Annotated in this window: 24 protein-coding genes; 12 read left to right on the top strand and 12 right to left on the bottom strand. The window is 72.8% G+C overall.

Features of this window, described 5'->3' with window-relative positions; translation table 11 throughout:
* Window positions 1-138: 138 nt before the first annotated feature.
* Window positions 139-2103 (bottom strand): phosphocholine-specific phospholipase C, encoded by a 1965-nt coding sequence (locus ACFZB9_RS34605; protein WP_391453842.1) that lies wholly within the window; start codon window positions 2101-2103, stop codon window positions 139-141.
* 217 nt (window positions 2104-2320) lie between these two features.
* Between ACFZB9_RS34605 and ACFZB9_RS34610 the strand changes: the two genes are divergently transcribed.
* On the top strand, window positions 2321-3166 hold the full coding sequence (locus ACFZB9_RS34610) for an SAM-dependent methyltransferase (protein ID WP_391453844.1): 846 nt from the start codon (window positions 2321-2323) through the stop codon (window positions 3164-3166).
* Here ACFZB9_RS34610 and ACFZB9_RS34615 read toward each other — a convergent pair.
* On the bottom strand, window positions 3153-4436 hold the full coding sequence (locus ACFZB9_RS34615; protein WP_391453845.1) for an aromatic acid exporter family protein: 1284 nt from the start codon (window positions 4434-4436) through the stop codon (window positions 3153-3155). The two genes, ACFZB9_RS34610 and ACFZB9_RS34615, sit on opposite strands and share 14 nt — an antisense overlap.
* 358 nt (window positions 4437-4794) lie before the next feature.
* Between ACFZB9_RS34615 and ACFZB9_RS34620 the strand changes: the two genes are divergently transcribed.
* The gene (locus ACFZB9_RS34620; RefSeq protein WP_391453847.1) at window positions 4795-5754 is read left to right on the top strand and encodes a zinc-binding alcohol dehydrogenase family protein; all 960 of its coding nucleotides are present in this window, start codon (window positions 4795-4797) and stop codon (window positions 5752-5754) included.
* Between the two features lie 160 nt (window positions 5755-5914).
* On the opposite strand, the gene ACFZB9_RS34625 is transcribed toward ACFZB9_RS34620, so the two are convergent.
* Window positions 5915-6898, bottom strand: a complete 984-nt coding sequence (locus tag ACFZB9_RS34625; protein WP_391453848.1) for a helix-turn-helix transcriptional regulator — start codon at window positions 6896-6898, stop codon at window positions 5915-5917.
* A gap of 115 nt (window positions 6899-7013) precedes the next feature.
* Here ACFZB9_RS34625 and ACFZB9_RS34630 point away from each other — a divergent pair, with 115 nt between their 5' ends.
* A complete protein-coding gene (locus tag ACFZB9_RS34630) occupies window positions 7014-7412 on the top strand; it encodes a VOC family protein (protein WP_391453849.1) in 399 nt (132 codons plus the stop codon).
* On the opposite strand, the gene ACFZB9_RS34635 is transcribed toward ACFZB9_RS34630, so the two are convergent.
* Window positions 7409-7993: a YceI family protein gene (locus ACFZB9_RS34635; RefSeq protein ID WP_391453850.1), complete on the bottom strand. Its 585-nt coding sequence runs from the start codon at window positions 7991-7993 to the stop codon at window positions 7409-7411. The genes ACFZB9_RS34630 and ACFZB9_RS34635 overlap by 4 nt on opposite strands.
* Window positions 7994-8161: 168 nt before the next feature.
* Here ACFZB9_RS34635 and ACFZB9_RS34640 point away from each other — a divergent pair, with 168 nt between their 5' ends.
* Window positions 8162-8515, top strand: a complete 354-nt coding sequence (locus ACFZB9_RS34640) for a UBP-type zinc finger domain-containing protein (protein WP_391453851.1) — start codon at window positions 8162-8164, stop codon at window positions 8513-8515.
* A 249-nt stretch (window positions 8516-8764) separates the two neighbouring features.
* Here the strand turns inward: ACFZB9_RS34640 and ACFZB9_RS34645 are convergent, their stop codons facing one another.
* Window positions 8765-10375, bottom strand: a complete 1611-nt coding sequence (locus ACFZB9_RS34645) for a glutamate synthase subunit beta (RefSeq protein WP_391453852.1) — start codon at window positions 10373-10375, stop codon at window positions 8765-8767.
* A 306-nt stretch (window positions 10376-10681) separates the two neighbouring features.
* Between ACFZB9_RS34645 and ACFZB9_RS34650 the strand changes: the two genes are divergently transcribed.
* Window positions 10682-12943, top strand: coding sequence for a heavy metal translocating P-type ATPase (locus ACFZB9_RS34650; RefSeq protein WP_391453853.1), 2262 nt, complete (start codon window positions 10682-10684; stop codon window positions 12941-12943).
* 106 nt (window positions 12944-13049) lie between these two features.
* Here ACFZB9_RS34650 and ACFZB9_RS34655 read toward each other — a convergent pair whose 3' ends face one another.
* The 3 genes from ACFZB9_RS34655 to ACFZB9_RS34665 all read right to left on the bottom strand — a co-directional run bounded on the left by ACFZB9_RS34655 (window position 13050) and on the right by ACFZB9_RS34665 (window position 15316).
* Window positions 13050-14048, bottom strand: a complete 999-nt coding sequence (locus ACFZB9_RS34655) for a hypothetical protein (protein ID WP_391453854.1) — start codon at window positions 14046-14048, stop codon at window positions 13050-13052.
* 95 nt (window positions 14049-14143) lie between these two features.
* Entirely contained in the window at window positions 14144-14572 is a 429-nt protein-coding gene (locus ACFZB9_RS34660; RefSeq protein WP_391453855.1) for a hypothetical protein, read from the bottom strand.
* A gap of 93 nt (window positions 14573-14665) precedes the next feature.
* Window positions 14666-15316 (bottom strand): phosphatase PAP2 family protein, encoded by a 651-nt coding sequence (locus ACFZB9_RS34665; RefSeq protein WP_391453856.1) that lies wholly within the window; start codon window positions 15314-15316, stop codon window positions 14666-14668.
* 143 nt (window positions 15317-15459) lie between these two features.
* Between ACFZB9_RS34665 and ACFZB9_RS34670 the strand changes: the two genes are divergently transcribed.
* From ACFZB9_RS34670 to ACFZB9_RS34680, 3 genes are all read left to right on the top strand, one after another.
* The gene (locus ACFZB9_RS34670; RefSeq protein WP_391453857.1) at window positions 15460-15840 is read left to right on the top strand and encodes a BlaI/MecI/CopY family transcriptional regulator; all 381 of its coding nucleotides are present in this window, start codon (window positions 15460-15462) and stop codon (window positions 15838-15840) included.
* Window positions 15841-15996: 156 nt separating this feature from the next.
* Complete coding sequence (locus ACFZB9_RS34675) at window positions 15997-16326, top strand: muconolactone Delta-isomerase family protein (RefSeq protein ID WP_391453858.1); 330 nt, start codon at window positions 15997-15999, stop codon at window positions 16324-16326.
* Window positions 16323-16697 (top strand): YybH family protein, encoded by a 375-nt coding sequence (locus tag ACFZB9_RS34680; RefSeq protein ID WP_391453859.1) that lies wholly within the window; start codon window positions 16323-16325, stop codon window positions 16695-16697. The genes ACFZB9_RS34675 and ACFZB9_RS34680 overlap by 4 nt, the downstream gene beginning before the upstream one ends.
* A gap of 60 nt (window positions 16698-16757) precedes the next feature.
* Here ACFZB9_RS34680 and ACFZB9_RS34685 read toward each other — a convergent pair whose 3' ends face one another.
* Complete coding sequence (locus ACFZB9_RS34685; RefSeq protein ID WP_391453860.1) at window positions 16758-17990, bottom strand: multiprotein-bridging factor 1 family protein; 1233 nt, start codon at window positions 17988-17990, stop codon at window positions 16758-16760.
* A 69-nt stretch (window positions 17991-18059) separates the two neighbouring features.
* Here ACFZB9_RS34685 and ACFZB9_RS34690 point away from each other — a divergent pair, with 69 nt between their 5' ends.
* Window positions 18060-18527, top strand: coding sequence for a glycine-rich domain-containing protein (locus ACFZB9_RS34690; RefSeq protein ID WP_391453861.1), 468 nt, complete (start codon window positions 18060-18062; stop codon window positions 18525-18527).
* A gap of 21 nt (window positions 18528-18548) precedes the next feature.
* Window positions 18549-18764 carry a hypothetical protein gene (locus ACFZB9_RS34695; protein WP_391453862.1) on the top strand — a complete coding sequence of 72 codons (216 nt, stop codon included), beginning with the start codon at window positions 18549-18551 and terminating at the stop codon, window positions 18762-18764.
* Between the two features lie 92 nt (window positions 18765-18856).
* Here the strand turns inward: ACFZB9_RS34695 and ACFZB9_RS34700 are convergent, their stop codons facing one another.
* Entirely contained in the window at window positions 18857-19813 is a 957-nt protein-coding gene (locus ACFZB9_RS34700) for an alpha/beta hydrolase (RefSeq protein ID WP_391453863.1), read from the bottom strand.
* A 100-nt stretch (window positions 19814-19913) separates the two neighbouring features.
* Entirely contained in the window at window positions 19914-20336 is a 423-nt protein-coding gene (locus ACFZB9_RS34705; RefSeq protein WP_327070710.1) for a hypothetical protein, read from the bottom strand.
* Between the two features lie 92 nt (window positions 20337-20428).
* Here ACFZB9_RS34705 and ACFZB9_RS34710 point away from each other — a divergent pair, with 92 nt between their 5' ends.
* Complete coding sequence (locus ACFZB9_RS34710) at window positions 20429-22480, top strand: glycoside hydrolase (protein WP_391453864.1); 2052 nt, start codon at window positions 20429-20431, stop codon at window positions 22478-22480.
* Between the two features lie 45 nt (window positions 22481-22525).
* On the opposite strand, the gene ACFZB9_RS34715 is transcribed toward ACFZB9_RS34710, so the two are convergent.
* Window positions 22526-23287, bottom strand: coding sequence for a response regulator transcription factor (locus tag ACFZB9_RS34715; protein WP_391453866.1), 762 nt, complete (start codon window positions 23285-23287; stop codon window positions 22526-22528).
* A gap of 330 nt (window positions 23288-23617) precedes the next feature.
* Here ACFZB9_RS34715 and ACFZB9_RS34720 point away from each other — a divergent pair, with 330 nt between their 5' ends.
* Window positions 23618-25765, top strand: a complete 2148-nt coding sequence (locus ACFZB9_RS34720; protein ID WP_391453868.1) for a phosphocholine-specific phospholipase C — start codon at window positions 23618-23620, stop codon at window positions 25763-25765.
* Window positions 25766-25858: the final 93 nt, after the last annotated feature.

The following is a 25858-nucleotide window of genomic DNA, read 5'->3' on the forward strand; positions in this document are numbered from 1 at the left end:
CGCGATCTGACCTGAGTACTTTAGACGAACAGGTTGTCACGCAAACCCCTCTTCAACAGGGAAGATGGGCGAACCGTGGGCCGGCCGGGGGCGAAGTCCCGGCCGGCTCACGGGCGGTGATCGACCGCGGGGCGGCGACTACTGCGCGTACAGGCGACCGGCGAAGCGGCGGGCGAAGCCGTCGCCGGTGTTGGCGGTGACCGTGTAGTCGTAGCGGCCCGCCGCGGTGGCGTTCAGGGTGCGGGTCGCCGAGCCGCCCGCCGCGACGGTCACCTGCGTCGCGGAGCCGCCGGCGGCCAGGTAGGCGGCGTTGGCGTTGATGGTGAAGACCGCGGCGACGGAGCCCGCGTTGGTCAGCGTCAGGGTCAGGGTGGCGCCGTCCTTCCCGTCCACCACGGCCGCCTCGGGGTGCGCCTTGCCGCTGTTCGACCAGGTCAGCACATTGCCCTGGAAGCCGCGCAGGTAGCCGTCGGGGCCGTGCAGGTCGATGTCGTAGGCGCCCCCGCCATAGGTCTTGGCGGAGAAGTAGTCGGAGATGGAGCCGCCGGCCGCGCAGGTGTAGGGCCAGGCGGCGTAGGTCCGGTCGTTGACGGTGTAGGCGGTGAAGGCGCCGGCGAGCGGGCCGCCGGAGACCGTCTTGAACCAGATCCGGCCGGTCGCGGTGTCGGTCCAGGAGGTGGTGTCGAAGACGTAGCCGAGCGCCTGCGCGGGCCGGTCCCCGGACTCCTGGGCGGGCAGCGCACCCGCGGTGGGCACCGTCGGCGCGGGCAGCTTCTCCTCGTTGTTCGCGGCGGTGACCAGCGCGGCGGTGTTCGGCAGGTTGGCCGGGAAGGCGACCGGGCTGACGCCGAAGTTGAACGCGCTGGTGAGGTCGCCGCTGACCGAGCGCCGCCAGTCGGAGATGTTGCCGCACCGCACCCCGGTGACCAGCTCGGCGAAGCGCAGCGGCGAGGTGTGGTCGAAGGTCTGCGAGCAGACCCGGCCGCCGGTGGACCAGGGCGAGATCACCGTCATCGGCACCCGCGGGCCCATGCCGATCGGCAGGCCGCTGATGTACTCGTCCGTGGTGCCGGAGGGCGCGGTGGGCGGGGCGACGTGGTCGAAGAAGCCGTCGTTCTCGTCGAAGTTGTAGAAGACCACGGTCGAGTCCCAGGTGGCCTGGTCGCCCGCGATGGCCGCCAGCACGCCGTTGACGAAGTCGGCGCCGTCGGCCGGGCGGTTGGCCGGGTGCTCGCACTGCGCGGTCGGCGCGACCACCCACGAGACGGTCGGGAAGGTGCCGGCCGCGATGTCCGAGCTGATCGCACCGGCGATGTCGGCCACCCGGGCCATGCCGTTGACGTACAGCGGGTCGCTGGTCGAGGCGTTCTTGAACTGGTCGAACCAGGCCAACGGGTTGTCGTCGTAGTTGTCGGCCTCCTGGTAGACCCGCCAGGAGACGCCGGCGTCCTGCAGCATCTCGGGGTAGGTGGTCCAGGAGTAGCCGGCCTCGCTGTTGTCGGTGACCGGACCGCCGCCGGTGCCGGCCGGGTCGACCATGCCGGTCCACTGGTAGAGCCGGTTCGGGTTGGTGGGGCCCTGGACGGAACAGAAGTACTGGTCGCAGATGGTGAAGGCATCGGCCAGCGCGTAGTGGTACGGCAGGTCGGCGCGGGTGTAGTAGCCCATGGTGTACCCGGACTTCTCCGGGATCCAGTTGTTGTTCAGGCCACCGTTCCAGGCACCGTGGGTGCCGCTCCACGAGTGGTCAAGGTCCTCCACCTGCTGGGCGTCGGTGAGCGCGGTGTTCAGGTGCCAGGGCAGCAGGATGCTGCCGCCGCCGGCCGAGCCCTTGGTGTTCTGGTTCCAGACGTTGGAGCTCTTCGGGAAGCGCAGCAGCGAGGTGTCGCCGTAGCCGCGCACCCCGGACAGGGTGCCGTAGTAGTGGTCGAAGGACCGGTTCTCCTGCATCAGGATCACGACGTGCTTGACCGAGGAGAGCGAACCGCTCCCGGTGCTCGCGGCCATCGCTCGGCGCACCGACCCGGGGAGTACACCGAGCGCACTGCCCGCACCGATGGCGGCGGCCGAACCGAGCAGGGCGCGGCGGGAGATCGGGGACATGCGGGGACCTTTCTTCGAGGCTGGGGACTACCGAGAAAGGTCGTGCAGCGGCAAGGAACTTGGCTGGACAACTTCCCTGTACGGCAGATGAATCGGAGGCGACGAACGAACATGACGATCTTTCATCTTCATGCCACGGCAGGCCGGAACGACCGTTACTCTGTCCCGGAACGCCGCCGGGTCCCGCAACGGCGACGACCACGAGAAGAGGCCGAGGATGTCAGAGACGGACTGGATGAGGCGCAAGCCGCAGGACGACGACCTGCCGGCCGTCGACCTGCGGATGGAGGTCCCGCATTCGGCCCGGGTCTACGACTACCTCATCGGCGGCAAGACCAACTTCGAGGCGGACCGGGTGGCCGCCCACGCCTCGGTCGCGGCCTGGCCGGCGCTGCCCGTCTCGATGCGGACCACCCGCACCTTCATGCAGCGCGCGGTGCGCCACCTGACCGAGCAGTACGGGGTCCGCCAGTTCCTGGACATCGGCACCGGCATCCCCACCTCGCCCAATGTGCACGAGGTCGCCCAGGCCATCGCCCCCGAGGCGCGGGTCGCCTACGTCGACAACGACCCGATCGTGCTGACCCACGCCCGGGCCCTGATGTCCAGCACCCCGCAGGGCCGGACCTGCTACCTGGACGCCGACCTGCGCGACGTCGACTCGATCATCGGCTCCCCGCGGCTGCGCGAGGTGCTGGACCTGAGCCGCCCGGTGGCGCTGTCGTTGATCGCGATCGTGCACTTCGTGCTCGACCGGGACGACCCGCAGGGCATCGTGCGCCGGCTCATGGACCAGCTCGCCCCGGGCAGCTTCCTGGCGCTGACCGTCTTCACCGGGGACACCGACCCGGCGGGCGTGGGCGGCGTGAGCCGCGAGTACAACGCACGCGGCATCCCGCTCCAGGTCCGGGACAAGGCGGCGGCGACCGCCTTCTTCGACGGCTACGAGCTGCTCGACCCCGGCGTCACCCTGGTCCACCAGTGGCGGCCGGACCCGGACGCCACCCCGGTGCGCGACCAGGACATCGCGATGTACGGCGGCGTGGCGGTCAAACGCGGCTGACCCGCTCGTCGCCGGACCGCTTCGCCTTCTCACGGCGGCGCCGTGACCGCCCGTCCCGCCCCACCCGCTCGCCGCGGATCAGCCGACGCAGCCGGCCGAACCGGGAGAACCGCTCGCGGTCGGCCGCCGAGGCCCGGTCCAGCTCCTCCATCAGGCGCCGCGAGCGGTGGTCCAGGTCCAGCTCGTCGAGGATCCGGTCGACCTCGGCCAGCAGCGAGCCGTGCAGCTGCCAGGCCATGGGGTGTTCCTGGACCCGCCGCAGCAGCAGCTGGGCGACCCGGTCCCGGCTGGTCCAGGCCGCGGCCAGCTCCTCGGCCAGCCGGCTCTCGGCCTGCTGCGCGTCACTGCTGACCTGCGTGGTCACCAGCACCGCGAAGCTCACCAGGGCGCTGCCGATGTGCTCCAGCAGCTCCTCCAGCTCCACCGCCACCTCGGTCGGGAAGAGCCGTTCGCCGGGCTCGCGACGCTTGGCCAGGTCGGTCAGCGAGCGGGCCAGCACCCGGACCACGACCACGCAGATCTCCAGGGTGTCCAGCCCGGTGCGCAGCACCATCCGCGAGAGCCGGCCCTCGGTGATCCGCGGGTTCAGCCGCAGGCTGTCCTCGGCCTGGCGCAGCGCCGCGTCCACGTCCGCGATCGCCTGGTCGAGCCGGCGGGCCTCGTGCAGCCGCTCGGCGGCGCGCGCGACCGGGATCGGCTCGCCGAGCTCCTCGCCGATCCGCAGCAGCAGGTGGCGGGCGCGGCGGGCCAGGTCCTCGATCGACTCGCCGGCCGTGTCCACCCACACCGGCGGGGCGAACACCAGGTTGAAGAGCAGCCCCACCACCGCCCCGACCAGCGTCTCCAGCACCCGGTCCCAGGCCTGCGAGGCCAGCCTGGTCACCCCGAGCACCAGCATCGCGCTGATCGCGACCTCGTTGACGAACTCGTCGACCCGCACGAAGCGCCCGATGGTCAGCGCGGCCAGGATGATCAGCCCCAGGCTCCACCAGCTCAGCCCCATCACCGAGCTGAACCCGATGGCGATCACCACGCCCACCACGACCGAGTTCACCCGTCGCACGCCGGTGGTGAGCGTGGCGTACAGGGTGACCTGCACGACGAGCAGGGCGGTCAGCGGCGCGGTCAGCGGCGCCGGCTCGCTGCTCACCTGCAGCGCGACGACATAGGCGAGCGTCGCCGCCACCGTCGCGCGCACCGTCTGCACCACGGCCGGATCGCGCAGCCCGCGCCGGACGATCCCTGTCACTTCCTCGGTTACACCGGGCATCCCCTCCTTCTTCCACCGGGAGACGACGCCGACACCGGCCCGAACACCAGGTGCCACCATTGGGGGGCGCAGGCGGGCGGGCCCCAGGGCCGACCGCGATCGACGCCCTCCAGGAAGGCCTGGCCCAGCTCGACGGATTCCCTCGCGATCACGCCTACGATCTCTCGCACCCGCAGGACGCAACGCCCAGCGCCGCGGCTGACGGGAACGGCGGCACCACCGGTCCGACCAGAACCCTTCTCGCCCCCGGCGCCGGTCTCGACAGAGCCAGTGAATAAGCGCTTGCTTAGCTCTGGACAAGCGGGCCCCGGCGGTGTTGGCTGAGCGGCGAGGAGCTACCCGCGAGTAAGGAGTGCGAGTGCGCGCGATCCAGATCACCGAGTTCGGCGGCCCCGAGGTCCTGCAGGTCGTCGACCTGCCGGAGCCCGAGGCGCAGCCGGGGCAGTTGCTGCTGGAGGTCTCGGCGGCCGGGGTGAACTACGCGGACACGCATGCCGTCGAGGACTCCTACCTGTCCAGGAGCACGCTGCCGATGGTGCCCGGCGCCGAGGTGGTCGGGCGCACCGCCGAGGGCCGGCGGGTGGTCGCGATCACCGACGGCGGCGGATACGCGCAGCGGACGCTGGTGGCCCAGGCGACGGCCCACGACGTGCCCGAGGAGGTCACCGACGGGCAGGCGCTGGCGCTGGTGGTGCAGGGGCTCACGGCCTGGCACCTGCTGCGGACCTCGGCGCGGATCGCGCCGGGCGAGTCGGTGGTGGTGCACGCCGCCGCCGGTGGGACCGGGTCGCTGGCCGTCCAGCTCGCCAAGGAGTTCGGCGCGGGGCTGGTGATCGCCACCGCCTCCTCCGAGGAGAAGCGGGAGCTGGCGCTGGAGCTGGGTGCCGACGTCGCGATCGAGGCCCCCGCCGACGGGGCGGGCCTCAAGGAGGCGCTGATCGAGGCGAACGGCGGCGCCAAGGTCGACATCGTCCTGGAGATGACCGGCGGCCCGGTCTTCGACGCCTCGCTCGCGGCGCTCGCCCCGTTCGGCCGGCTGGTCAGCTACGGCATGGCCTCGCGGGTGGCGCCCACCCCGGTGACGGCGGCGGCGCTGATGGGCCGCTCCCGGGCGGTGGTCGGCTTCTGGCTGATGCACTGCATCGGGCGCCCCGGCATGTTCCGCGAGCCGATGGCCGAGCTGTTCGCGATGACCGCCGACGGCCGCCTCAAGCCGCAGGTCGGCGGCGTCTACCCGCTGACCGAGGCAGCCCGCGCCCACACCGACCTGCGCGCCCGTCGCACCTTCGGCAAGCTCCTGCTGGACCCGAGCCGCTGACCGGTGCCGTGACCCAGGAGGTTCGCCGGGTTGTTCGGTCAGCCGGTGAGGCATGGGCGTCCGCCCCGGCGGACGCCCTTTTCGCTGCCGGTGTCGCGCGTCCTCGACTAGTGCCGCGTCAGGCAACTTCGCGACGGGGCGAAGGTTGCCTGACGCGGCACTAGCTGGTGCTGGGACCGCCGGTGGCGTACTCGTCGAGGCGGCGGGCCAGCGCGCGTACCAGGTCGCGCAGGGCGGCGGGGTGCTCGATGACGAACGGACGGTCCAGCGCGGCGAGCAGCGGCGGGATCCAGTCCAGCCGCTCGGCCCGCAGCCGGACCTGGACCCACCCGGCCTCCCCCTCGGCCACCGGGGTCAGGGTGGCGAGGCCGGCCGGCAGCTGGGTGCGCAGGTGCGCGAGGTCGGCACGGACCCGCAGCGACACCTCGTGCTGCCAGGGCGTGCGCGCGAGACCGTCCAGCACCGCGGCCACCGGGTCGAACCCGGCAGGGACCTCGAACGAGCCGGGCTGCACGGCCATGGCGGTGATCCGGTCGAGCCTGAAGTTGCGCAGCTCCCCGCTCCCCGGGTCGGCACCGGTCAGGTACCACCGCCCGGTGTGCGCCACCAGACCGTAGGGCCGGACCACGCGGACGCTGTCGCGGCCCTGCCGGTCGGTGTAGCCGATCTCCACCGGCCGCTGATCGCGCGCGGCCTCGGCCAGTTCGAGCAGCACCCGGGCCTGCGGGGCGACGCCCGGGTGCGGCCGCGCGGTGAAGTCCACCGTCTCCAGCAGCGCGTCCAGCCGCCGGGCCAGGGGCTCGGGCAGCACCCGGCGCAGCTTCGCCGCGGCGCTCTCGCCCGCCGCGGCGGATGCGGCGGCCAACCCGGCCCGGCGCCCGGCCAGCAGGCCGAGCAGCACGGCCAGCGCCTCCTCGTCGGTCAGCATCAGCGGCGGCATCCGATAGCCGGGGGCAAGCCGGTAGCCCCCGTGGCGGCCGCGCACCGAGTCGACGGGCACGCCGAGGTCCAGCAGGTGGCCGACGTACCGGCGCACCGTGCGCTCGTCGACGCCGAGGCGGGCGGCCAGGTCGGGGACGGTACGCAGGCCGCCCGCCTGCAGGATCTCCAGCAGAGCGAGCACCCGGGCGGTCGATGTGGTCACGCGGGAAAGTCTGCCGCAGATACCGGGCGGATCCTGTCCGGTATCGGTCGTAGCGTTCGAGGCGCGCCGACCTCCGGCGTGAATTGCACGGATCCCCCTGGTCAGGAAGCCTCTGATGAACTTCGTCTCGATCCGCATCATCACCCACGACGTCGCCCGCCTGGTGGGGTTCTACGAGGAGGTCACCACCGTCCCGGCGCGCTGGGCGACCCCCGACTTCGCCGAGCTCGTCACACCGTCCTGCACCCTGGCGATCGCGAGCGAGCGCACCGTGGCCCTGTTCGGCGCCGGCTCCGCCGAGCCCGCCGCCAACCGCTCGGTGATCACCGAGTTCCGCGTCGCCGACGTCGACGCGGAGTACGAGCGCCTGGCGCACCTCGACCGCGCGTTCGTCCAGCAGCCGACCACGATGCCCTGGGGCAACCGCTCCCTGCTCTTCCGGGACCCCGACGGGAACCTGATCAACTTCTTCACGCCCGTCACCGCCGAGGCGGTGCGCCGGCAGGAGCGCTAGGTGGTCTGCTCCGTGAGGTCGGGGACGGTCTCCAGCACCGCCTCGACGTCGACCTCGACGTCCACCAGGTCGCTCACCACCACACCGCCCCGGTCCACCACGTCATTCCAACTCACGCCGAAGTCCTGGCGGTTGATCCTCGTGGTGGCCGCGAATCCGGCGCGCCGCCGGGGGCCGAGGTCACGCCCGTCCTCCCACCACGGGGTGTCCCACTGCCCCAGGTAGTTCACGTCGAAGGTGACCGGACGGGTCACGCCACGGATGGTGAGCTGGCCGGTGACCTCGAAGCCGCTCGCGCTCACCTGGTGGACCCGCGACCCGACGAAGGTCCAGGTCGGGTGGTGCTCGACGTCGAAGAAGTCGGCGCTGCGCAGATGCGCGTCCCGCTCGGGCGCACCGGTGTACACCTGCGACGCATCGATCGTCGCCTCGATCCGGGCCTGTTCCGGGACGTCCGGGTCGACCTCCAGGAAGCCGCGCACGTTCTTCAACTGGCCGCGTACGTAGGTGACCATCATGTGTCTGGCACGGAACTCCGCGCCGGTGTGGCTGGGCTCGAAGAACCACTTCGTGGTGGCCATGGCGACTCCGTGGGGTGGTGGTCGGTGTGGTGCCCGCGCCCCCTCCAGCCAGCGTAGGACGAAGTCGGCACACGGTCGTCCGCACGACCCCGCCGCCTGCCGGACTGGCAGCGGCGCGGCGGCCGGGCCAGGCTGGTGGGGACGGGCCGCACAGCCGAGGAGGCAGCCATGACCAGCGCATCGATCCCGGGAATCGACCCCACCGCCGCACCCGGCGGCGACGGCTGCGCGGAGTGCCTGGCCGGTGGCGGCTGGTGGTTCCACCTGCGGCGCTGCGCGGCCTGCGGCCACATCGGCTGCTGCGACTCCTCGCCCGCCCAGCACGCGACGAAGCACGCCCGCACGGCAGGCCACCCGTTCCTGGTCAGCTTCGAACCCGGCGAGGAGTGGTTCTGGAACCTGGAGACCGGCGAGTTCTACGACGGCCCGCCGCTGGCCCCGCCCACGGCCCACCCGGCCAGCCAGCCGACCCCGGGCCCGGCGGGCATGGTCCCCGCCAACTGGCAGGAGCTCCTGCACTAGGGCCTGTCGTCAAACCCCCTTCGTTCGCCCGCAGGGCGGCTTGGCGGCGTCAGGTGCGTGCTCTCGGCGTGCCGGGCGCGGGCCCTCGTACTGGACGTACTCGGGTCTGTGCCCGGTGCGGCGAGAGTGCGTGCATGGCGTCGCCGAGCAGAAGGGGGTTTGACGACAGGCCCTAGGGCCGTCGTCAGCGATACCAGTCACCCGCGATACCGGTCACCCGCGATCCTGGCCGCACCGGCCGCGCGGCGCTCACACCACCAGCGGCCGGTCCGTCGGCGTGATCGGCGCGGGCAAGGCGGTGGCGCCGGTCAGGTAGGTGTCCACGGCGGCAGCCGCCGCGCGGCCTTCGGCGATCGCCCAGACGATGAGCGACTGCCCGCGCCCCGCGTCGCCCGCCACGAAGACGCCGTCCAGTCGGGTGGCGAAACGGCTGTCGCGTGCGAGGGTGCCCTCGGGGGTGAGCGCCAGGGCCAGTTCGCCGAGCAGCGGGCTGTCCGGCTCCGGGCCGCAGAAACCCAGTGCGATCAGCACCAGTTCGGCCGGGATCACCTGCTGGGTGCCGGGCCGCGGCCGGCGGTCGGCCGGTGCGGCCTCGGCCAGGTGCAGCGCGGCGACGCCGCCCTGCGGGTCGCCCTCCAGGCGCAGCGTGGCGGCGGAGAAGATCCGCGCGTCCGCTCCCGCCGCCCCCTCCCCCGCCATTGCCAAGGCGTCGACCGCGTCGGCCATGTCGACCGCGTCGGCCACCGGTGCGTCCCAGCCCTGCCGGGCGCCGTCGCGCGCGCCGTCGCGGCCGCCGTCCCAGCGGCCGGCCAGTGCCTGGGCCTCCTCGTGCGAGGCGGTCAGCCGGTAGGTCTTGGGGTGGACCGGCCAGGGCTGCTCGGCGGTGCGGCGCTCGCCCGGGCGCGGGTTGATGTCGAGCTGGGTGACCCCGAGGGCGCCCTGGCGCAGGGCGGTGCCCAGGCAGTCGGCGGCGGTGTCGCCGCCGCCGACGATGACGACCTGCTTGCCGCGGGCGCTGATCGCGGGGGTGGCGAAGTCGCCCTCCAGGACCCGGTTGGCGAGCGGCAGGTACTCCATCGCCTGGTGGACGCCGTCCAACGCACGCCCCGGCACCGGCAGCTCGCGCCGGCAGGTGGCGCCGACCGCGATCACCAGGGCGTCGTACCGGGCGCGCAGCTCGGCGGCCGAGAGGTCGGCGCCGACCGTGACTCCGGCATGGAACTCGGTTCCCTCCAGCCGGAGTTGGTCGATCCTGCGGTCCAGCAGGCGCTTCTCCAGCCGGAAGCCGGGGATGCCGTAGCGCAGCAGTCCGCCGATCCGGTCGTCCCGCTCGTACACCGCCACCCGGTGTCCGGCCCGGGTCAGCTGCTGGGCGCAGGCCAGGCCGGCCGGTCCGGAGCCGACGATCGCCACGCTGCGGCCGGAGGGCCCCGGCGGGGCCAGCGGTCGCTCGCAGCCCAGGCGCCAGGCCTGCTCGGCGATGGCGGCCTCGATGTTCTTGATGGTGACCGGCTCGGAGTCGATGGCGAGCACACAGGCGCTCTCGCACGGCGCCGGACAGAGGCGCCCGGTGAACTCGGGGAAGTTGTTGGTCGCCAGCAGCCGTTCCGCCGCGGCCTGCCAGGTGTCGCGGAAGGCCAGGTCGTTCCAGTCCGGGATGAGGTTGCCCAGCGGGCAGGCGTCGTGGCAGAAGGGGATGCCGCAGTCCATGCAGCGTCCGGCTTGGCGGCTGACGAGCGGCAGCAGGTGCTGCCCCGCGTAGACCTCGTTGACCTCGTTCCAGTCGGCGACCCGCTCGGCGGCCGAACGACGGGGCCAGGTCTGGCGCGGGGTGGTCAGGAAGCCCTTCGGGTCGGCCATCGGCCGCCTCCGTCACATCCGTCATGGCCGTCACAGCCGTCACATCCGGCACTGGCGTGCGCCCTCGTCTGGCCACTTTATGCTCATTTGGACGGATATAAAACCGGATACCGGAGCGGCATGCACCCCGCGTGCACACCCCCCAGCGCCCCTTCGACCCCTTGCGCCCGATACCCCTCGGGGGTATAAAGATTACTGGATACCCCACCCGGGTATGGACGAGGCGAGCCGCAACCGACCGCCCCAACGCGACGCACGGACAACGCACGGACGCACGGACAACGCACGAACGAGGAGCGAGCACCGATGACCACCACCGTCCCCGCCACCAGCGAGGTCGAACTCGCGATCGGCGGCATGACCTGCGCCTCCTGCGCCGCCCGGATCGAGAAGAAGCTCAATCGCCTGGACGGCGTCCGGGCGAGCGTCAACTACGCCACCGAAAAGGCCAAGGTGAGCTATGACGAGGGCGTCGCGGTCGCCGACCTGATCGCCACCGTGGAGGCCACCGGCTACACCGCCACCCCGCCCCGTCCCGCCGCGACCAGCGCCACCCCCTCAGCGGCGACCGGCGGCGAGCAGGCCGCGGACGACCTCGCCCCACTGCGCCAACGCCTGATCACCGCCGTGACGCTGGCCGTCCCGGTGATCCTGCTGGCGATGGTGCCGGCCTGGCAGTTCACCAACTGGCAGTGGCTCTCGCTGACCCTGGCGGCCCCCGTGGTCACCTACGCCGCCTGGCCGTTCCACAAGGCGGCGTTCACCAACGCCCGGCACGGCGCGGCGACCATGGACACCCTGGTCTCGCTCGGCACCGGCGCCGCGTTCGCCTGGTCGGTGTGGGCGCTCTTCTTCGGCAGTGCCGGAATGCCCGGCATGCGGCACGGCTTCGAGCTGAGCCTGGCCCGCTCGGACGGCTCGTCCAACCTCTACTTCGAGGCCGCCGCCGGGGTCGTCGCCTTCATCCTGGCCGGCCGCTACTTCGAGGCCCGCTCCAAGCGCACGGCGGGCGCCGCCCTCAGGGCCCTGCTCGAACTCGGCAGCAAGGACGTCACCGTGCTCCGGGAGGGCCGCGAGCAGCTGGTCCCGATCGGCGAACTGGCCGTGGGCGAGCTGTTCGTGGTGCGGCCCGGCGAGAAGATCGCCACCGACGGCACGGTCGAGCAGGGCAGCTCCGCGGTGGACGCCGCCATGCTCACCGGCGAGTCCGTCCCGGTGGAGGTCACCGTCGGCGACCCGGTCACCGGCGCCACCGTCAACGTGGGCGGCCGCCTGGTGGTGCGCGCCACCCGGGTCGGGGCCGACACCCAACTCGCCCGGATGGCCCGGCTGGTCGAGGAGGCGCAGAACGGCAAGGCCGCCGCCCAGCGCCTGGCCGACCGCATCTCGGCCGTCTTCGTGCCGATCGTCATCGCCCTGGCCCTGGCCACCTTCGCCGCCTGGGCCGCCACCGGCCAGGGCTGGACCGCCGCGTTCACCGCCGCCGTCGCCGTCCTGATCATCGCCTGCCCGTGCGCGCTGGGCCTGGCCACCCCGACCGCCCTGATGGTGGGCACCGGGCGCGGCGCCCAGCTCGGCATCCTGATCAAGGGCCCCGAGGTGCTCGAATCCACCCGCGCCGTGGACACCATCGTGCTCGACAAGACCGGCACCGTCACCACCGGCCAGATGACCCTGCTCGCCGTGCACACCACCGAGGACACCACCGAGGCCGAGGTGCTGCGCCTGGCCGGCGCCCTGGAGCACGCCTCCGAGCACCCCATCGCCCGCGCCATCGCCACCGCCGCCGCCGCGTCGGGCCCGCTGCCCGCCGTCGAGGGCTTCGAGAACCTCCCCGGCCTGGGCGTGCAGGGCGTGGTGGACGGGCACGCGGTGCTCGCCGGCCGCGAGCAGCTGCTCACCTCCTGGTCCCAGCCGCTGCCCGCGCACCTCGCCGCGGCCAGGACGGCCGCCGAACAGGCCGGCCGCACCGCCATCGCGGTCGGCTGGGACGGCGCGGCCCGCGCGGTGCTGGAGGTCGCCGACGCGGTCAAGCCCACCAGCGCGGAGGCGATAACCCGTCTGCGGGCCCTCGGTCTGACGCCGATCCTGCTCACCGGCGACAATCTGGCGGTGGCCCGGGCGGTCGCGGCCGAGGTCGGTATCGCGCCCGAGCAGGTGATCGCCGAGGTGCTGCCGCAGGACAAGGTCGACGTCGTCAGGCGCCTGCAGTCCGAGGGCCGTTCGGTCGCCATGGTCGGCGACGGCGTCAACGACGCCGCCGCGCTCGCCCAGGCCGACCTCGGCCTCGCCATGGGCACCGGGACCGACGCCGCGATCGAGGCCGGCGACCTCACCCTGGTCCGCGGCGACCTGCGCGCCGCCGCGGACGCCATCCGGCTGGCCCGCCGGACCCTGGGCACGATCAGGGGCAACCTGTTCTGGGCCTTCGGGTACAACGTCGCGGCCCTGCCGCTGGCCGCCCTGGGCCTGCTCAACCCGATGATCGCGGGTGGCGCGATGGCCTTCTCCTCGGTCTTCGTGGTCGGCAACAGCCTGCGCCTGCGCCACTTCCGCCCCGCCGCCTGAGCCCCCGCCCCGGTCCCCCGCCCGAGGTCCCGCCCGAGGTCCCGCCCGGCGCCACCGAACCGGCGCCGGGCGACGGGCGACGTGGCGTCGGACGACGGACGTCGGCTCAGTCGACGTGCAGGGTCAGCGCGGCGGTGTGCAGCTGCCCGGCGGTCCGGAACTGCAGGAACAGCCGCCAGTCGCCGGCCGTGGCCGGCTCGGCGTGGAAGGCGAGCGAGGGCCCGCCGTGATCACCGTTGACGGTGGACTCCGGGTGCAGGTGGGCGAAGGCCTGGTCGCCCGCGTGGAAGGCGCTGAGGTGGGCGTAACTGTCCAGGTAGGGCTGGAGATCGGTGACGGGCTGCCCGTCCTTGCTGATCGTGATGGTCAGCGGGTGTGCCATGCCCGCCATCAGCTCGCCCTGGACGGTGGCGGTGTAGCCGTCGACGGTGGTGCTCGACGCGGCGGGCGGGAGCGGCGTGTCCGCCGCTGCGTCCGCCGCCGGACCGGGGACGGTGACGGTGCGGCTGAGGACGAAGTCGGTGCCCTTGCCGCTGCCGCTGTTCGGGGTGAACGAGGCGTACAGCCGCCAGCTGCCGGGCCGTAGCGGCGCCAGGTCGGCGGTCCAGCCGCCGTCGGCGGCGAGGACCGGGTGGACGTGCTGGTAGCCGGTCAGGTCGGAGCGGATCGCGTAGAAGTGCAGCTGCTCGGTCTGCTCGACGGCGAAGTCGGTGACCGGCTTGCCGTCCGGCCCGGTGATCGAGAACCGGTACTGGACCGGCTGCCCGGCGGCGAGGGTCGCGCTCGGCGCGTCGAGGCGGTAGCCGTCCTGCTCGGCGGCCAGGCCGTTGCCGGCGGCCATCGCCATGGGCGTCCCCGTGCCCATGCCCGGCATGCCTGACATGCCTGGCGTACCCGGCATGCCCGGCACGGCGGAGTTCGTGGCGGAGCTCGTGGCGGAGTTCGTGGCGGAGCTCATCGAGGAGTTGCCCGAGGAGTGGGCGTCGGAGTGCGTCGAGGAGGCGGACGAGCCGCAGGCGGCGAGCGTCAACGCCAGCACGGCGGTCGCGGCGGCGGCCGCCAGGGTGCGGCGGCGCAGGGTCGAACGGGAGGAAACGGACATCATGGAGGTTCTCTCAGGTGGCGGCGCACCTCGGCGGCGCGCGGTGAACAGGACGCCTGGCCGAACCCGCTCGAACACGCGGATCCGGCGCGGCCCTGTCACGTCCGCGCGATACACACCTGAAGCAGCAGCGCCCGCCCGCCACTCGGCGGCCCTCGCCGCCGGTGGGCCGAGGCACCCGGGTGACGGCCGCCCGGCCCCCGGTCGGCGACGACCGCGAGGACGGCGAGCGCGAGCAGCCCCGCCGCCGCGAGGACGGCCCCGCCCCGCGCGGGGGCGGCGACGCACACCGCACCGCCCGGCTGCGCCATCACGGCGGGCCGCGCCAGCGAACCGCCCGCCGGCGCGGCCGCCGGCACGGCCGTCGGGACCGCCATCGGGTGCGCGACGACTCCCCCGGCCTCGGACACCCCGGCCGTCACAGGCATCCCGCCGTGGCAGCCACTGGCGGCCGTGGCGGGCGTGCCGTGCATGAGGAAGAGGCCGAACAGCACCGCGCAGACGGCGAGCAGCCGGCGACGGTCCACGGTCTGCTCACCCCACTCCCGCGACGGCTCCCATCAGTACTCGCCGCTCAGGATACCCCTGCGGGGTTCCGGTATCCGCTCGGCCGTACCCCGTCAGCGAGCCGCGTGCGCGGCCCGGGTCGGCGCGGTCAGCAGCGGCGACAGCGCCCCTTCGCGCAGCCGTCCCACCAGCGGGACGGCGACGCGCCCCAGGAACCAGCTGGCCAGGAAGGCGACCGGCAGGGCGAGCAGGGCGGCGCCGATGACGTCGTGCGGGTAGTGGTCGCCGAGGTAGACGCGGGTGAAGCCCTCGAAGAAGGCGAAGCCGGTGGCGATCGCCGCCAGCCAGCGGTCGAGCAGCCACAGGGCCGCGACGGTGGCGAAGGCGGTGGTGCTGTGACCGCTGGGGAAGGCGTAGTCGGTGCGGACCGGGCAGGTGTCGACGAAGTAGGCGTGCGGCAGCGAGTAGCACGGCCGCACCTCGGCGACCAGCTTCTTGGCCACCTCGGCCACGGCGAAGGCGAAGCCGACGGCGATCGGCGCGGCCAGCGCGAGCGTCATGGTGCGGTCGTCCCGGCGGCGGGCGTTCCACCAGCCCAGCAGCATCAGGATGGCGAACACGCCCAGACCCGCGTTGGTCCACAGGTCGAGCGGGGTGTTGAGCCACTTGGTGTCGTGCGCGAAGCCGGTGACGGAGGTGAACAGCGAGCCGTCGATGCCGGAGCCGTCGAAGGCGAGGTGGGCCGCGGGGTGGACTGTCGTCAAGGTGGGGCTCTCTCCGGGTCGGTGCGGCGCGCCGTCGGATTCGCCGAGCCCGCTGGCCTGGCAGACTCGGCAGCGAGCCTCCTTCTACACTGCCGTAGAAGTACTACAGGACTGTAGACGATATACGGGAAGGTGACCAACAGGTGAACTCCGGGCATGGCGCAGGGGCTTCGAGCGAGCGAAGACCGGTCGGCGCCCTGGAGGCCGAGGTCCTGGAGCAGCTCCAGGCGGCCGGTGCACCACTCACCGCGGGTGAGGTCCTCACCCGTCTCGGCAGCCGGCTGGCGTACTCCACCGTGGTCACCGTGCTGACCCGGATGCACGACAAGGGCCTGCTCACCCGCACCAAGCAGGGCCGCGCCTACGCCTACGCGCCCGTCACCGACGCCCACGGCCTCACCGCCCGCCGGATGCGCCAGGCCATGGAGTCCGACCCCGACCGCAAGGCCGTGCTCAGCCACTTCGTCGACGACCTGACACCGGACGACGAGGCGCTGCTGCGCCGACTCCTCGGCGAACGCTGAACCGGGCGTCGTGGGGGCACCTCCCGGCCGAAGCCTGGGGAACCGCGTGCTGATCCGACGCGAGGGGTCGGGCAGGGCCTAGCGTGGTCCGGTGCCGGTCGGACCCGGCGTTCTGAAGGTTCTGACGTTTCCGACATGCCGAGGAGAGGACCGCCCATGGAGTTCCTGGTCGACATGGTCACCACCGTCCCGACGGGCACCGCCGATGAGACGGTGGCCCGCATCCGGGCCGAGGAGTCCGCCCGGTCGCAGGAACTGGCCGCCCAGGGAAGCCTGTTGCGACTGTGGCGACCACCGCACGCCCCCGGCGAATGGCGCACCTGGGGCCTGTTCAGCGCGCCGGACTCGGAGCGGCTGGAGCAGGTGCTCGCCTCGATGCCACTGCGGGTCTGGCGTCAGGACACCGTGACGCCGCTCTCCCCGCACCCCAGCGACCCGGGCCGCCCGACCGAGTCCCAGGACCCGTCCGACGGGAACACCCGGTGACCGGCACACCGGCCGCCGAGGCGGTCCTGCGCAGCCTCCTCGACCGCTGGAAGACGGCCGTCGACGCCCACGAACCGCACCAGGTGGCCGCCCTCTTCACGACGGACGCGATCTTCCAGGGCCTGCACCCGTACAGCGTCGGGCCGCAGGGCATCGCCGAGTACTACGCCTCCCAGCCCCTCGGCATGACGGCCACCTACCGGATCCTGGAGACCAGGCAACCCACCGACGACCTCGTCCTCGGCTACTTGAGCGTGGACTTCTCCTTCACCGACCGCCCCACCCTGGGCATCTGGCTCAGCGTGCTGGCCCAGCGAGCGGACGACGGCACCTGGCGCCTCGCCCACTACCAGGTCTCCCGCCTCGATTAGGACCTGTCCGGCGATCCACCTGGCGGAGGCGCTCACCACGACGGTGGGCGCCTTGTCCGCTCAGATCGCGCCGGTGCGCTGCGCGAACTCCCGCAACCCTGGCAGCGCGGTCGGCCCGTACAAAAGGCTCGACGTCATCGCCCGCAGTGCCGGGCGCCGCACCTCCTCTGGCGCGGCCTGCTCGACCTGCCTCAGTGCCGCGAACGTCCTCCTGGGGTCGCCGAGTTGCTGCCACATGCGGGCCACGTCCGTACCGGCCCGGGCCGTGCGCTCGACGGTGGGCCAGCGGACCGCGGTGAGGCGCTGCGCGTAGCCGACGCCCTCGTCCGGGGTACCGAGCGCGTTGTGGATGCCTACCCAGTACAGGTCCGCCTGGGCGCTGGAGGCATCGACGGTGTACAGCGGGCCGCCCGGTCCGGCCGACAACGCCCGGACCGATTCCTCGGCGCCGCCCATCAGGTCCAGGGCGTCCGCACGTTGGCTGCTCGTTGCGGCAGTATAGGCCGCGGTCATCAGGAGGGTGGCCCCGACCGCCCGCTGGCGGGCGTCGTCGTCCAGGCCGGTGGCGGTGCGGCGCAGCAGGTCGACGGCGGCCCCGGTGCGCCCGGCCCTCCGCATGGTGATCGCGAGGACGCGGGTGGCCTCGCCGAGGACGATCGGGTCGCCGCTCGTGCGCGCGGCGGCGAGAGCCCGGTCCGCGGTCGCCCACGCGATCTCCGAATGCTCCTTCAGCGCCAGCTCCGTCGCCAGAACGTAGCCGCGCGCGACGGCCGCCTGCGCCCTTTCCCGAGCCTGCCCCGACGCGGCATCACGAGCGGCCTCGGCAGCAGCCAGGAGAGCCGGCAGGCGGGCACCGAGAGCCCCGTAGCGGGCGCCTGTGAATTCGGCTCTGGCGGCGGCCAGGCCTCGCACGAGCTTCGGCAGCGGGACCGCCTCGACAGCGGGCAGGGAGAACAGTGCCACTTCCAGCCCACTGGCGGGGGCCCCGGTTGTCGGGCCTGGCGCAGCGGCCGCCACCGCCGGCAGACCGGCGAGAGTGATGCCGACGCCCGCGGCTCCGGCGAGCAGTTCTCTGCGGCGCACCGTGCCCTCCTGTAATCCGAGCTGTCCTGGGGCGATATTCAGCACCATGGCGATCCTGGCGACAGTGTCCCAGTCCGGTCGCAGCCGCCCGGACTCGATCCGGGAGATCGCCGACCCCGAATAGCCAACCTTCTCCCCCAGCTGATTCTGCGTCATCCGTGCTGCGGATCGGGCGCCGCGGATCACTGAGCCGATGTCGATGCCGTTCACGGCAGCAGCCTCCCCAATCGGTGACCCGCACGGTACTCGCTGACGCTCCGTCGGCCAACCATGCACGCCGTGTGCACGGCCCGCAAACAGGGTGCAGGCCCGCCCGAGACCTTCGCCGCCGTCTCCGCGACCGTCCGCGACAACAACCCGGGCATGGAGCAGCCACTCGCCGACCGAATCGTCGCCGAGGCCCTCAAGTTCATCGCCGCTGTGGGCGAGCACCGGGACCGGCGCATGGCACCCTCCCGCGTCGTCGACGAGGGCTGGCACGCCCTCATCCTCCACACCAAGGCCTACGAGGACCTGTGCGCCCAGGTCGGCGGCCCAGTCCACCACTACCCGGAGCGCCCGGACCCGGCCCGGTTCAACGGCGTCATCATCGAGCGCACGATCGAGCTGATGGCCGCCTCGGGCTACCCCGCTGACCGGTTCCTGTGGGGCAACCCGGCCTCCGGGGAGATCGTTGTTGCGGCGAACTGCCAGCACTCGCCGCCTGACTGCCAGGTGTCCTGCATGAACAAGCCCGGCAACGGCTGAGCTGCTGGCAGGATCGGGGGCATGACCGAGAAGAGCAGCGCCCCATTCGAGGCGCACAAGTGGTTGGAGCACCATGCGATCGCGATGCGGGCACTGGAGACCGGGCAGATCCACCTCGATGACCTGGTGAAGGTCAGGATCCCGATCACGATCACGCAGGCCGGCCCCGATCTGGTGCGGAAGGTCGACGTGCTGCCGACCACGTTCTACCGGTTGCCGGACGGCTGGCAGGACTGAGACCGCCCCGAAGTGCCCGCCGCGATCGCTGCGGCGGGCAACCTTCAACGAACCCTGCTGCTCCCTGGCCGAGTGCCTGGCCGGCCGGCGCGTTACCCCAGTTGCTCGCGCAGGCCGTCCAGGGCGGCGAGCAGGGCGGGCCAGGCGGGCGAGAGCGGGTCGATCAGGGTGAAGTGGCTCGCGCCGGGCAGCTCGATGAGTGCCGGTGCCGGGCCGGTTGCGCGGGCCCGGTCGGTGAAGACCCGGCTCAGCTCGACCGGTACCCGCTCGTCGTCGGTGCCGTGGATCAGCGTGGTCGGGACGGTGAGCGGGAGCAGCTGCGCGGGGTCGGCGAGGGCGTAGCGGGCGGGCAGCTCGGCCGCCCGGCCACCCATCATCGCGGCGGTGGCGTCCTCGCCCAGCTTCCATTCGTCGCACAGGGTCAGGCAGGAGCAGCCGGCCAGCGCGAGGACGGCGTCCGGGGTGCGGTCGGTGTGCCACGGGGAGTCGGCGGGCAGGTGCGGGCGGGCGGCAGTCCAGAGCGCGAGGTGGCCGCCGGCCGAGTGGCCGACCAGGACGACGGGGAGGCCCGCCCACTCCGGGTCCCCCACGGCTGAGTCCCCCACGGCCGGGTCCCCAGCAGCCGGTTCGCCGGCGGCCAGCAGGTCGATGGCGGCGGCGACGTCGTCGAAGATCTCCGGGAACCCGGTGCGCCGGTACTCGGGCACCGCGACCAGGTATCCGGCTCCGGCCAGGGCCGTGGCCAGCGGGGCCGCGTGGGTGCGATCGATCGCGGGGCGCCAGAAGCCGCCGTGCAGCAGTACCAGCAGGGCGCGGGGCGGGCCGGTCGGGCGGCGCAGGTCGATCACCTGGTCGGGGTGCGGGCCGTAGGCGAGGGTCCGGTCGGGCCGCGGGGCCTCGCCGCCGGTCGGCAGCGCGGCGGGCGCGGTGTCGCCGGAACGGGCGGGCGCGGTGTCGCCGGAACGGGCGGGCGCGGTGTCGCCGGAACGGGCGGGCGCGGTGTCGCCGGAACGGGCGGGCGCGGCGGGCATGGTGGGGTCGACGGCCATCAGGTCTCCTCCGGGTCGCCGGACAGGCCTGGCACACGGTATCCGTTCGGGCCCGGCCCGAACAGGCCCCGCCCCCAGCGGGGATGGTGGGGACGACCGGTCAGCTGCCGCCCAGCACGCCGGCCCGCAGGGCCGCGAGCAGGCGCAGCACGTCCTCCTCGCCGGCCGCGGTGAAGGTGTGCACGGCGTCCACCACGGCGCGTGCCACGTCGCCCGAGGCGCTGTCGGGGGCGGTGGCGGCCCAGCTCTTCAGCGTCCGGCCGAGCGCGGCGCACATCCGCACGGTCACGTCGGCTTCCTTGCGCTCCATCGCGGCGTCGAACTCCGCCTCGTCCATCCCGCCGTGGATGCCGCAGGCCAGGGAGAGCATGGAGTCGAGGACCAGGTCGCCGTAGTCGGCGACCAGGACCGGCAGCCGCGTCTCGCCCGGTCCGCACTCCGCCAGCGCCTCCAGGGCGCGACTGTCCTGCCGCCAGGCGGCTTCCAGGGCGGCCAGCGCACGCAGCGTATCGTCCGGTGTCACCTCGTCACCGTACCGCTCCCCCGATACCCGGCGAGACGTCCACAGATATTCCTAAGAGCTGTTCTTATGACCAGTCAGCATCCTTTCAGCACATGACAACCACGACCCCGCGTCCAGCAACCCGCGCCCGAAGCCGCCGGGCGGCGCTGGCGGCGCTCGCCCTGGTGAGCGCCTGCACACTGACCGGCGCCACCTGGTCCACCGCCTACGGCGCGAGCGCCCGACCCGCGGGCGCAGCGCACGGCGACGGCGCGATCCGAGTGCACGGCACCCTTCTGGAGATCCCGGTCAACGGCGGCCTCGCGCAGCTGCGGACCGACTCGCTGGCCCTGACCGCGCGCGGCCAGGGCGGACGCACCCTGACGCTCTCGGCGCCCGCGGCGCAGTCGCTGGGGCAGCCCGGCCGGGTCACCGTCCGTAACAGCACGGCCAGTTGGACGCTGCCGGAGCACGGCCTGAGCATCACCGCCGCCGCGGTGCGCGGCCGGCTGCAGGTGACCGTCCACAACGAGCAGGACGGCGCCACGCTGCCCTGGCCGGTCACCGGCACCGATCCGGCCGCCACCCAGCTGCAGTTGCCGAGCGGCGAGGGCCTGGGCCTGCCGGTGGACGACCCGTATCAGAACTCCGCCGACACCGGGGTGGCCGGGAAGAGCTACGACCTCGAAGCCGACCTGAGCATGCCGCTGTGGGGCTACACGCTGGGCGGTCAGGGCGTCAGTTACCTGGTCCCGCAGCCGATCGGCACCTCGCTCGGCCTCGCCTCGCAGGGCGGCCGGCTACGCGGCACCGCCGTGCACACCTTCTCCCAGCGGGCGGGCACCCAGGACTACACCGTCACCTTCGCCCTCACCGCCCCCTCCCCCGTCGCCCCCGCGCAGGACTACCGCCGCTGGCTGAGCGAGCACGGCCAACTGGTCACCCTGAACAGCAAGATCGCCGCCAACCCGGAGGTCGGCAAGCTGCTGGGCGCCTTCCACGCCTACACCTGGGGCAGCGCCCGCACCGCGCAGGGCGTGCAGCAGATGCAGGCGCTGGGCCTGTCCCGGCTCTGGCTCGGCTACGACGCCGACGACCAGCCGATGGACGCCTCGGCGGTGGCCGCCGCCAAGCAGGCGGGCTATCTGGTCGGCCCGTACGACTCGTTCGCCAACGGGCAGGACCCGAGCACCGCCGACGCGCCCACCTCCGTCTGGCCGGCCCCGGTCTACCCGGACTACTGCGTGCACCAGCAGGACGGCTCGGTGCTCGCGGGCTTCCACGACCGCGGCTGCTACCTCAGCTCGCAGGCCTTCGCGCAGCACGACGACGTCCTCGCCCAGCGCACCACGCAGATGACGGCCAACGGGTCGAACAGCTACTTCCTGGACGTCGACGCGGCGGGCGAGCTGTACGACGACTTCAGCGCCGACCACCCGATGAACCAGCAGCAGGACGAGGCCAACCGGATCGCCCGGATGCGTCAACTGTCCGGCCCGGACAAGCTGGTGCTCGGCTCGGAGGCCGCGCACAGCTGGGCGAGCCCGGTCGTCGCCTTCAGCCACGGCTCGCTGACCCCGCCCGCGGACGGGCTGTGGCCGCTGGAGAAGAACAAGGACCTCTGGGGCGGCTACGCGCCGGCCGGCGCTCCGGGGGTCTTCTTCAAGCCGGCCGACCTGCCGGCCGACCTGACCAAGCAGATGTTCGACCCCGCCTACCGGATCCCGCTGCTGGAGACCGCGCTGCACGACGTCCAGGTCAACCTCGACCGTTGGGAGCTGTCCTACACCAAGCTCCCCGCGCTGGAGACCACCCGGGCACTGCAGGCGATCCTCCAGAACACCCCGCTGAACCTGGTCCTCGACGGCCCGGTGCTGAACACCGACGGCAAGCAACTGGCCGCGCTGCAGCAGTACTTCGCGCCGCTGCACGAGGCCGCCGGCACCCAGCCGATGACCGGCTTCCGCTACCTGAGCGCCGACCACCAGGTGCAGCAGAGCTCCTTCGGCGACGGCGTGCTCCAGGTCACCGCCAACTTCGGCAGCACCGCGTACGGTTCGGGCCCCGACGCGCTGCCGGGCGGCTGCGTGGACGCCACGCTCAAGGGCGACCGGCAGCCGCGCCGGCTCTGCCCGACCACGCTGCCGCAGGCGCCGCTGAAGTAGCGCGGGGCGAACGGCGCCGGCGCGCGGGGACGCGCCGGCGCCGGCTCAGCACAGGTCCAGCCGGTACCCCACGCCGTGCACGGTGTGCACCAGGCGCGGCTCGCCGGCCGCCTCCAACTTGCGGCGCAAGTAACCGATGTACACCGCCAGCGAGTTGGAGGCGGGGCCGAAGTCGGCACCCCAGACCCGGTCCATGATCGTCTCCCGGGTCAGCACCTGCCCGGGGTGCCGCAGCAGCAGCTCCAGCAGGGCGAACTCGGTGCGCGAGAAGGACAGCGGGCGTCCGCGGCGGCTGCCGGTGCGGCTGGCGGGGTCCACGCTCAGGTCCTCGAAGCCGCGCACGCCCCGGTCGTCCCAGCGCTCCCACCCCTCGCGCCCGTCGCGTCCGTCGCTCCCGCCGCCGTCCTCGCGCCCCTCGCGCAGCTCGGCGTCGGGCGCGGTGCGGCGCAGCACCGCACGCAGCCGGGCCGTCAGCTCGTCCAGCGCGAACGGCTTGACCAGGTAGTCGTCGGCGCCCGCGTCCAGCCCGTCCACCCGGTCGCTGACCGAGTCCCGGGCGGTGAGCACGATGATCGGCAGCTGGTCCCCGAGGCCGCGCAGCCGCCGGCAGACCGCCAGCCCGTCCAGCACCGGCATCATCACGTCCAGCACCAGCGCGTCCGGCTGCCAGGTGGCGATCTCGGTCAGCGCGGCCAGCCCGTCGGCGGCGCCGCGCACCTGGTAGCCCTCGACCGCGAGACCGGTCTCCAGCGCGTCGCGCACCTCGGGATCGTCGTCGACGACCAGCACCCGCAGCCCACCGCTCACACCGTCCAGCCTCTCCAACCGGGAATTCGGCCCATCGGGAAGTCGGCCCATACCGGGCGCCCAGCCGGAGGGGACGCCGGAAGCAGCGGGTCCGGTTCCACCGGCCGACGGGCACGCCGGGGAAGGGGCCGGGCCCACTGGGGGAAGGGGCGGCCGAGGAAGGGGCCGCACCGGCCGGGGAAGGGGGCCGTGCCCGAAAGGGAAAAGCCGTGCACGAAGCCAAAGTTGTGCCGATGCTCACGCAGCCGTCCCCTGCTCGCCCCTTCCCGGTCCCCATTCAACTGAAGGGTTTTAGTTGTCCAGCCAAGTCCGCTCAGAAATGGCAGATCCATGGGTACCCCCGAGACCTCCCCCCAGCTCGGCCGTCGCAGGTTCCTGCAGCTCGGCGGCGCCGGTGCCGCCGCGGCCGGCCTGTCGATGTTCCCCCCGGCCATCGCGAAGGCGATGGCGCTGCCCGCCATCTCCCGCACCAAGTCCATCAAGGACGTCCAGCACGTGGTGATCCTGATGCAGGAGAACCGCTCCTTCGACCACTACTTCGGCACCCTGCGCGGAGTGCGCGGCTTCGCCGACCCGCGGCCGGCGCTGCTGCCCAACGGCAAGCCGGTCTTCCACCAGCCGACCAGCACCATCAAGACCGCCCGCTACCAGGGCCGCAACCTGCCGGCCAGCGAGAGCGAGGTGCTGCCCTGGTACATCGACCCGCGCAGCACCACCGAGCACACCGCGGGCACCGACCACGGCTGGCCCAGCGGCCACCAGGCGTGGAACGGGGGGCGCTGGGACTCCTGGGTCACCCAGAAGCAGGACGTCCTGACGATGGGCCACCTCAAGCGGCAGGACCTGCTCTACCACTACGCGCTGGCCGAGGCGTTCACCATCGGCGACGCCTACCACTGCTCCGTGCACGCCGACACCGCGCCCAACCGCATCTACCTGTGGACCGGCACGATGGACCCGCGCAACGTCTACGGCAAGACCAAGCTCAACGGGCCGGCCACCGGCGAGCGGGACGACACCAACGGCTACACCTGGACCACCTACCCCGAGCTGCTGGAGCAGGCGGGCGTCAGCTGGAAGCTGTACCAGGGCGGCAGCGGGATCCCCGGCCAGCCCACGGACAACTTCACCGACAACTCGCTGATGTTCTTCCACAACTTCCAGCCGGCCGACGGCGCCGACCCCAACAGCCCGCTGGTCAAGAAGGGCGCCTGCGACCACACGCTGGTCGAGTTCGCCCAGGACGTGAAGAACGGCACCCTGCCCCAGGTGACCTGGATCGTGCCGCCGGCCCAGTACTCCGAGCACCCGTCCTCCTCGCCGACCGACGGCGCCTACTACATCAACCTGGTGATGGAGGCGCTGACCGCGAACCCGGAGGTGTGGGGCAGCACCGTGCTGCTGCTCGACTACGACGAGAACGACGGCCTGTTCGACCACGTCCTGCCGCCGGTGCCGCCGCTGCACAGCGCGCCCGGCGGTGAGGGCATGGTCTCCGACAGCCTCGCGGCCGGCCTGCAGGACGAGTTCCTGGACATGACCAACCTTCCGTGGACCAGCCCGGCCGGCACCGTGGGCCCCACCGGGCTGCAGCCCATCGGGCTCGGCCCGCGGGTACCGATGATCGCCATCTCGCCCTGGTCGCGCGGTGGTTACGTCTGCTCGGAGACCTTCGACCACACCTCGGTGCTGCGCTTCCTGGAGCAGCGCTTCGGCATCGCCTCGCCGTACATCAGCGACTGGCGCCGGTCCGTCTGCGGTGACCTCACCTCGATGTTCGACTTCAAGGGCAAGGCCGACCCGACCCCGGTGCACTTCCAGGTGCCGGCGCCGATCGCGGGCCAGGGCAAGCCGTACAGCGTGGCGGTGCCGCAGACGATGCCCGTCCAGGAGTCCGGCACCCGTCCGGCCCGCCCACTGGGATACCGGGCGCTGGTCAACGAGGGCCCACGGCAGAGCGGCCGGGTCCAGCTCGAACTGCGCAACCACGGAAAGATCGGCGCCGCGTTCCAGATCCACGACCGGCAGCAGCCGCAGGCGGCGCCGCGCCGCTACACCGTCGCCGCGCACGACACGCTGCAGGACTTCTGGACGGTGGCCGCCGGCGAGCACTACCAGCTGGCCGCCTACGGACCCAACGGCAGCCTCTTCGAGTTCCAGGGCCAGGGCGGCGAGGACCTGTCGGTGGCGTTCTCGCAGACCGGCCAGGACGAGGTCCGGGTGCGGATCCGCAACCACGGCAAGGACCGCCGCACGGTCCGGCTGGCCAACTCCTACCAGCACGACGGCAAGGCACAGGTCACCCGGGTGCTCAAGGCGCACGACAGCCTGGAGTACAGCTGGCACACCGCCGGCCAGGGCAACTGGTACGACGTGCGGGTGAGCGCGGTGGACGGCACGGCCTTCGAACGCCGCTACGCCGGCCACCTGGAGAACGGCGAGCACAGCACCAGCGACCCGGGGCCGGCGGCCGGCTGACCTCCTAATGATGTTGTCAAGCCGCTGATGTGACGGGGAGTGCAGGCTCGTAGCTCTTCCCGTCACGGATCAGGGCCCATAGAACGTTGACCC

Source organism: Kitasatospora sp. NPDC008050 (assembly GCF_042957465.1).
In the GTDB taxonomy this organism is placed as follows: domain Bacteria; phylum Actinomycetota; class Actinomycetes; order Streptomycetales; family Streptomycetaceae; genus Kitasatospora.

Coding starts and splice junctions, on each gene's coding strand:
- ACFZB9_RS34605 (WP_391453842.1), bottom strand. CDS start 2,103: ATGTCCCCGATCTCCCGCCGCGCCCTGCTCGGTTCGGCCGCCGCCATC.
- ACFZB9_RS34610 (WP_391453844.1), top strand. CDS start 2,321: ATGTCAGAGACGGACTGGATGAGGCGCAAGCCGCAGGACGACGACCTG.
- ACFZB9_RS34655 (WP_391453854.1), bottom strand. CDS start 14,048: ATGATGTCCGTTTCCTCCCGTTCGACCCTGCGCCGCCGCACCCTGGCG.
- ACFZB9_RS34635 (WP_391453850.1), bottom strand. CDS start 7,993: ATGGCCACCACGAAGTGGTTCTTCGAGCCCAGCCACACCGGCGCGGAG.
- ACFZB9_RS34630 (WP_391453849.1), top strand. CDS start 7,014: ATGAACTTCGTCTCGATCCGCATCATCACCCACGACGTCGCCCGCCTG.
- ACFZB9_RS34700 (WP_391453863.1), bottom strand. CDS start 19,813: ATGGCCGTCGACCCCACCATGCCCGCCGCGCCCGCCCGTTCCGGCGAC.
- ACFZB9_RS34710 (WP_391453864.1), top strand. CDS start 20,429: ATGACAACCACGACCCCGCGTCCAGCAACCCGCGCCCGAAGCCGCCGG.
- ACFZB9_RS34720 (WP_391453868.1), top strand. CDS start 23,618: ATGGGTACCCCCGAGACCTCCCCCCAGCTCGGCCGTCGCAGGTTCCTG.
- ACFZB9_RS34645 (WP_391453852.1), bottom strand. CDS start 10,375: ATGGCCGACCCGAAGGGCTTCCTGACCACCCCGCGCCAGACCTGGCCC.
- ACFZB9_RS34695 (WP_391453862.1), top strand. CDS start 18,549: ATGACCGAGAAGAGCAGCGCCCCATTCGAGGCGCACAAGTGGTTGGAG.
- ACFZB9_RS34675 (WP_391453858.1), top strand. CDS start 15,997: ATGGAGTTCCTGGTCGACATGGTCACCACCGTCCCGACGGGCACCGCC.
- ACFZB9_RS34615 (WP_391453845.1), bottom strand. CDS start 4,436: ATGCCCGGTGTAACCGAGGAAGTGACAGGGATCGTCCGGCGCGGGCTG.
- ACFZB9_RS34650 (WP_391453853.1), top strand. CDS start 10,682: ATGACCACCACCGTCCCCGCCACCAGCGAGGTCGAACTCGCGATCGGC.
- ACFZB9_RS34640 (WP_391453851.1), top strand. CDS start 8,162: ATGACCAGCGCATCGATCCCGGGAATCGACCCCACCGCCGCACCCGGC.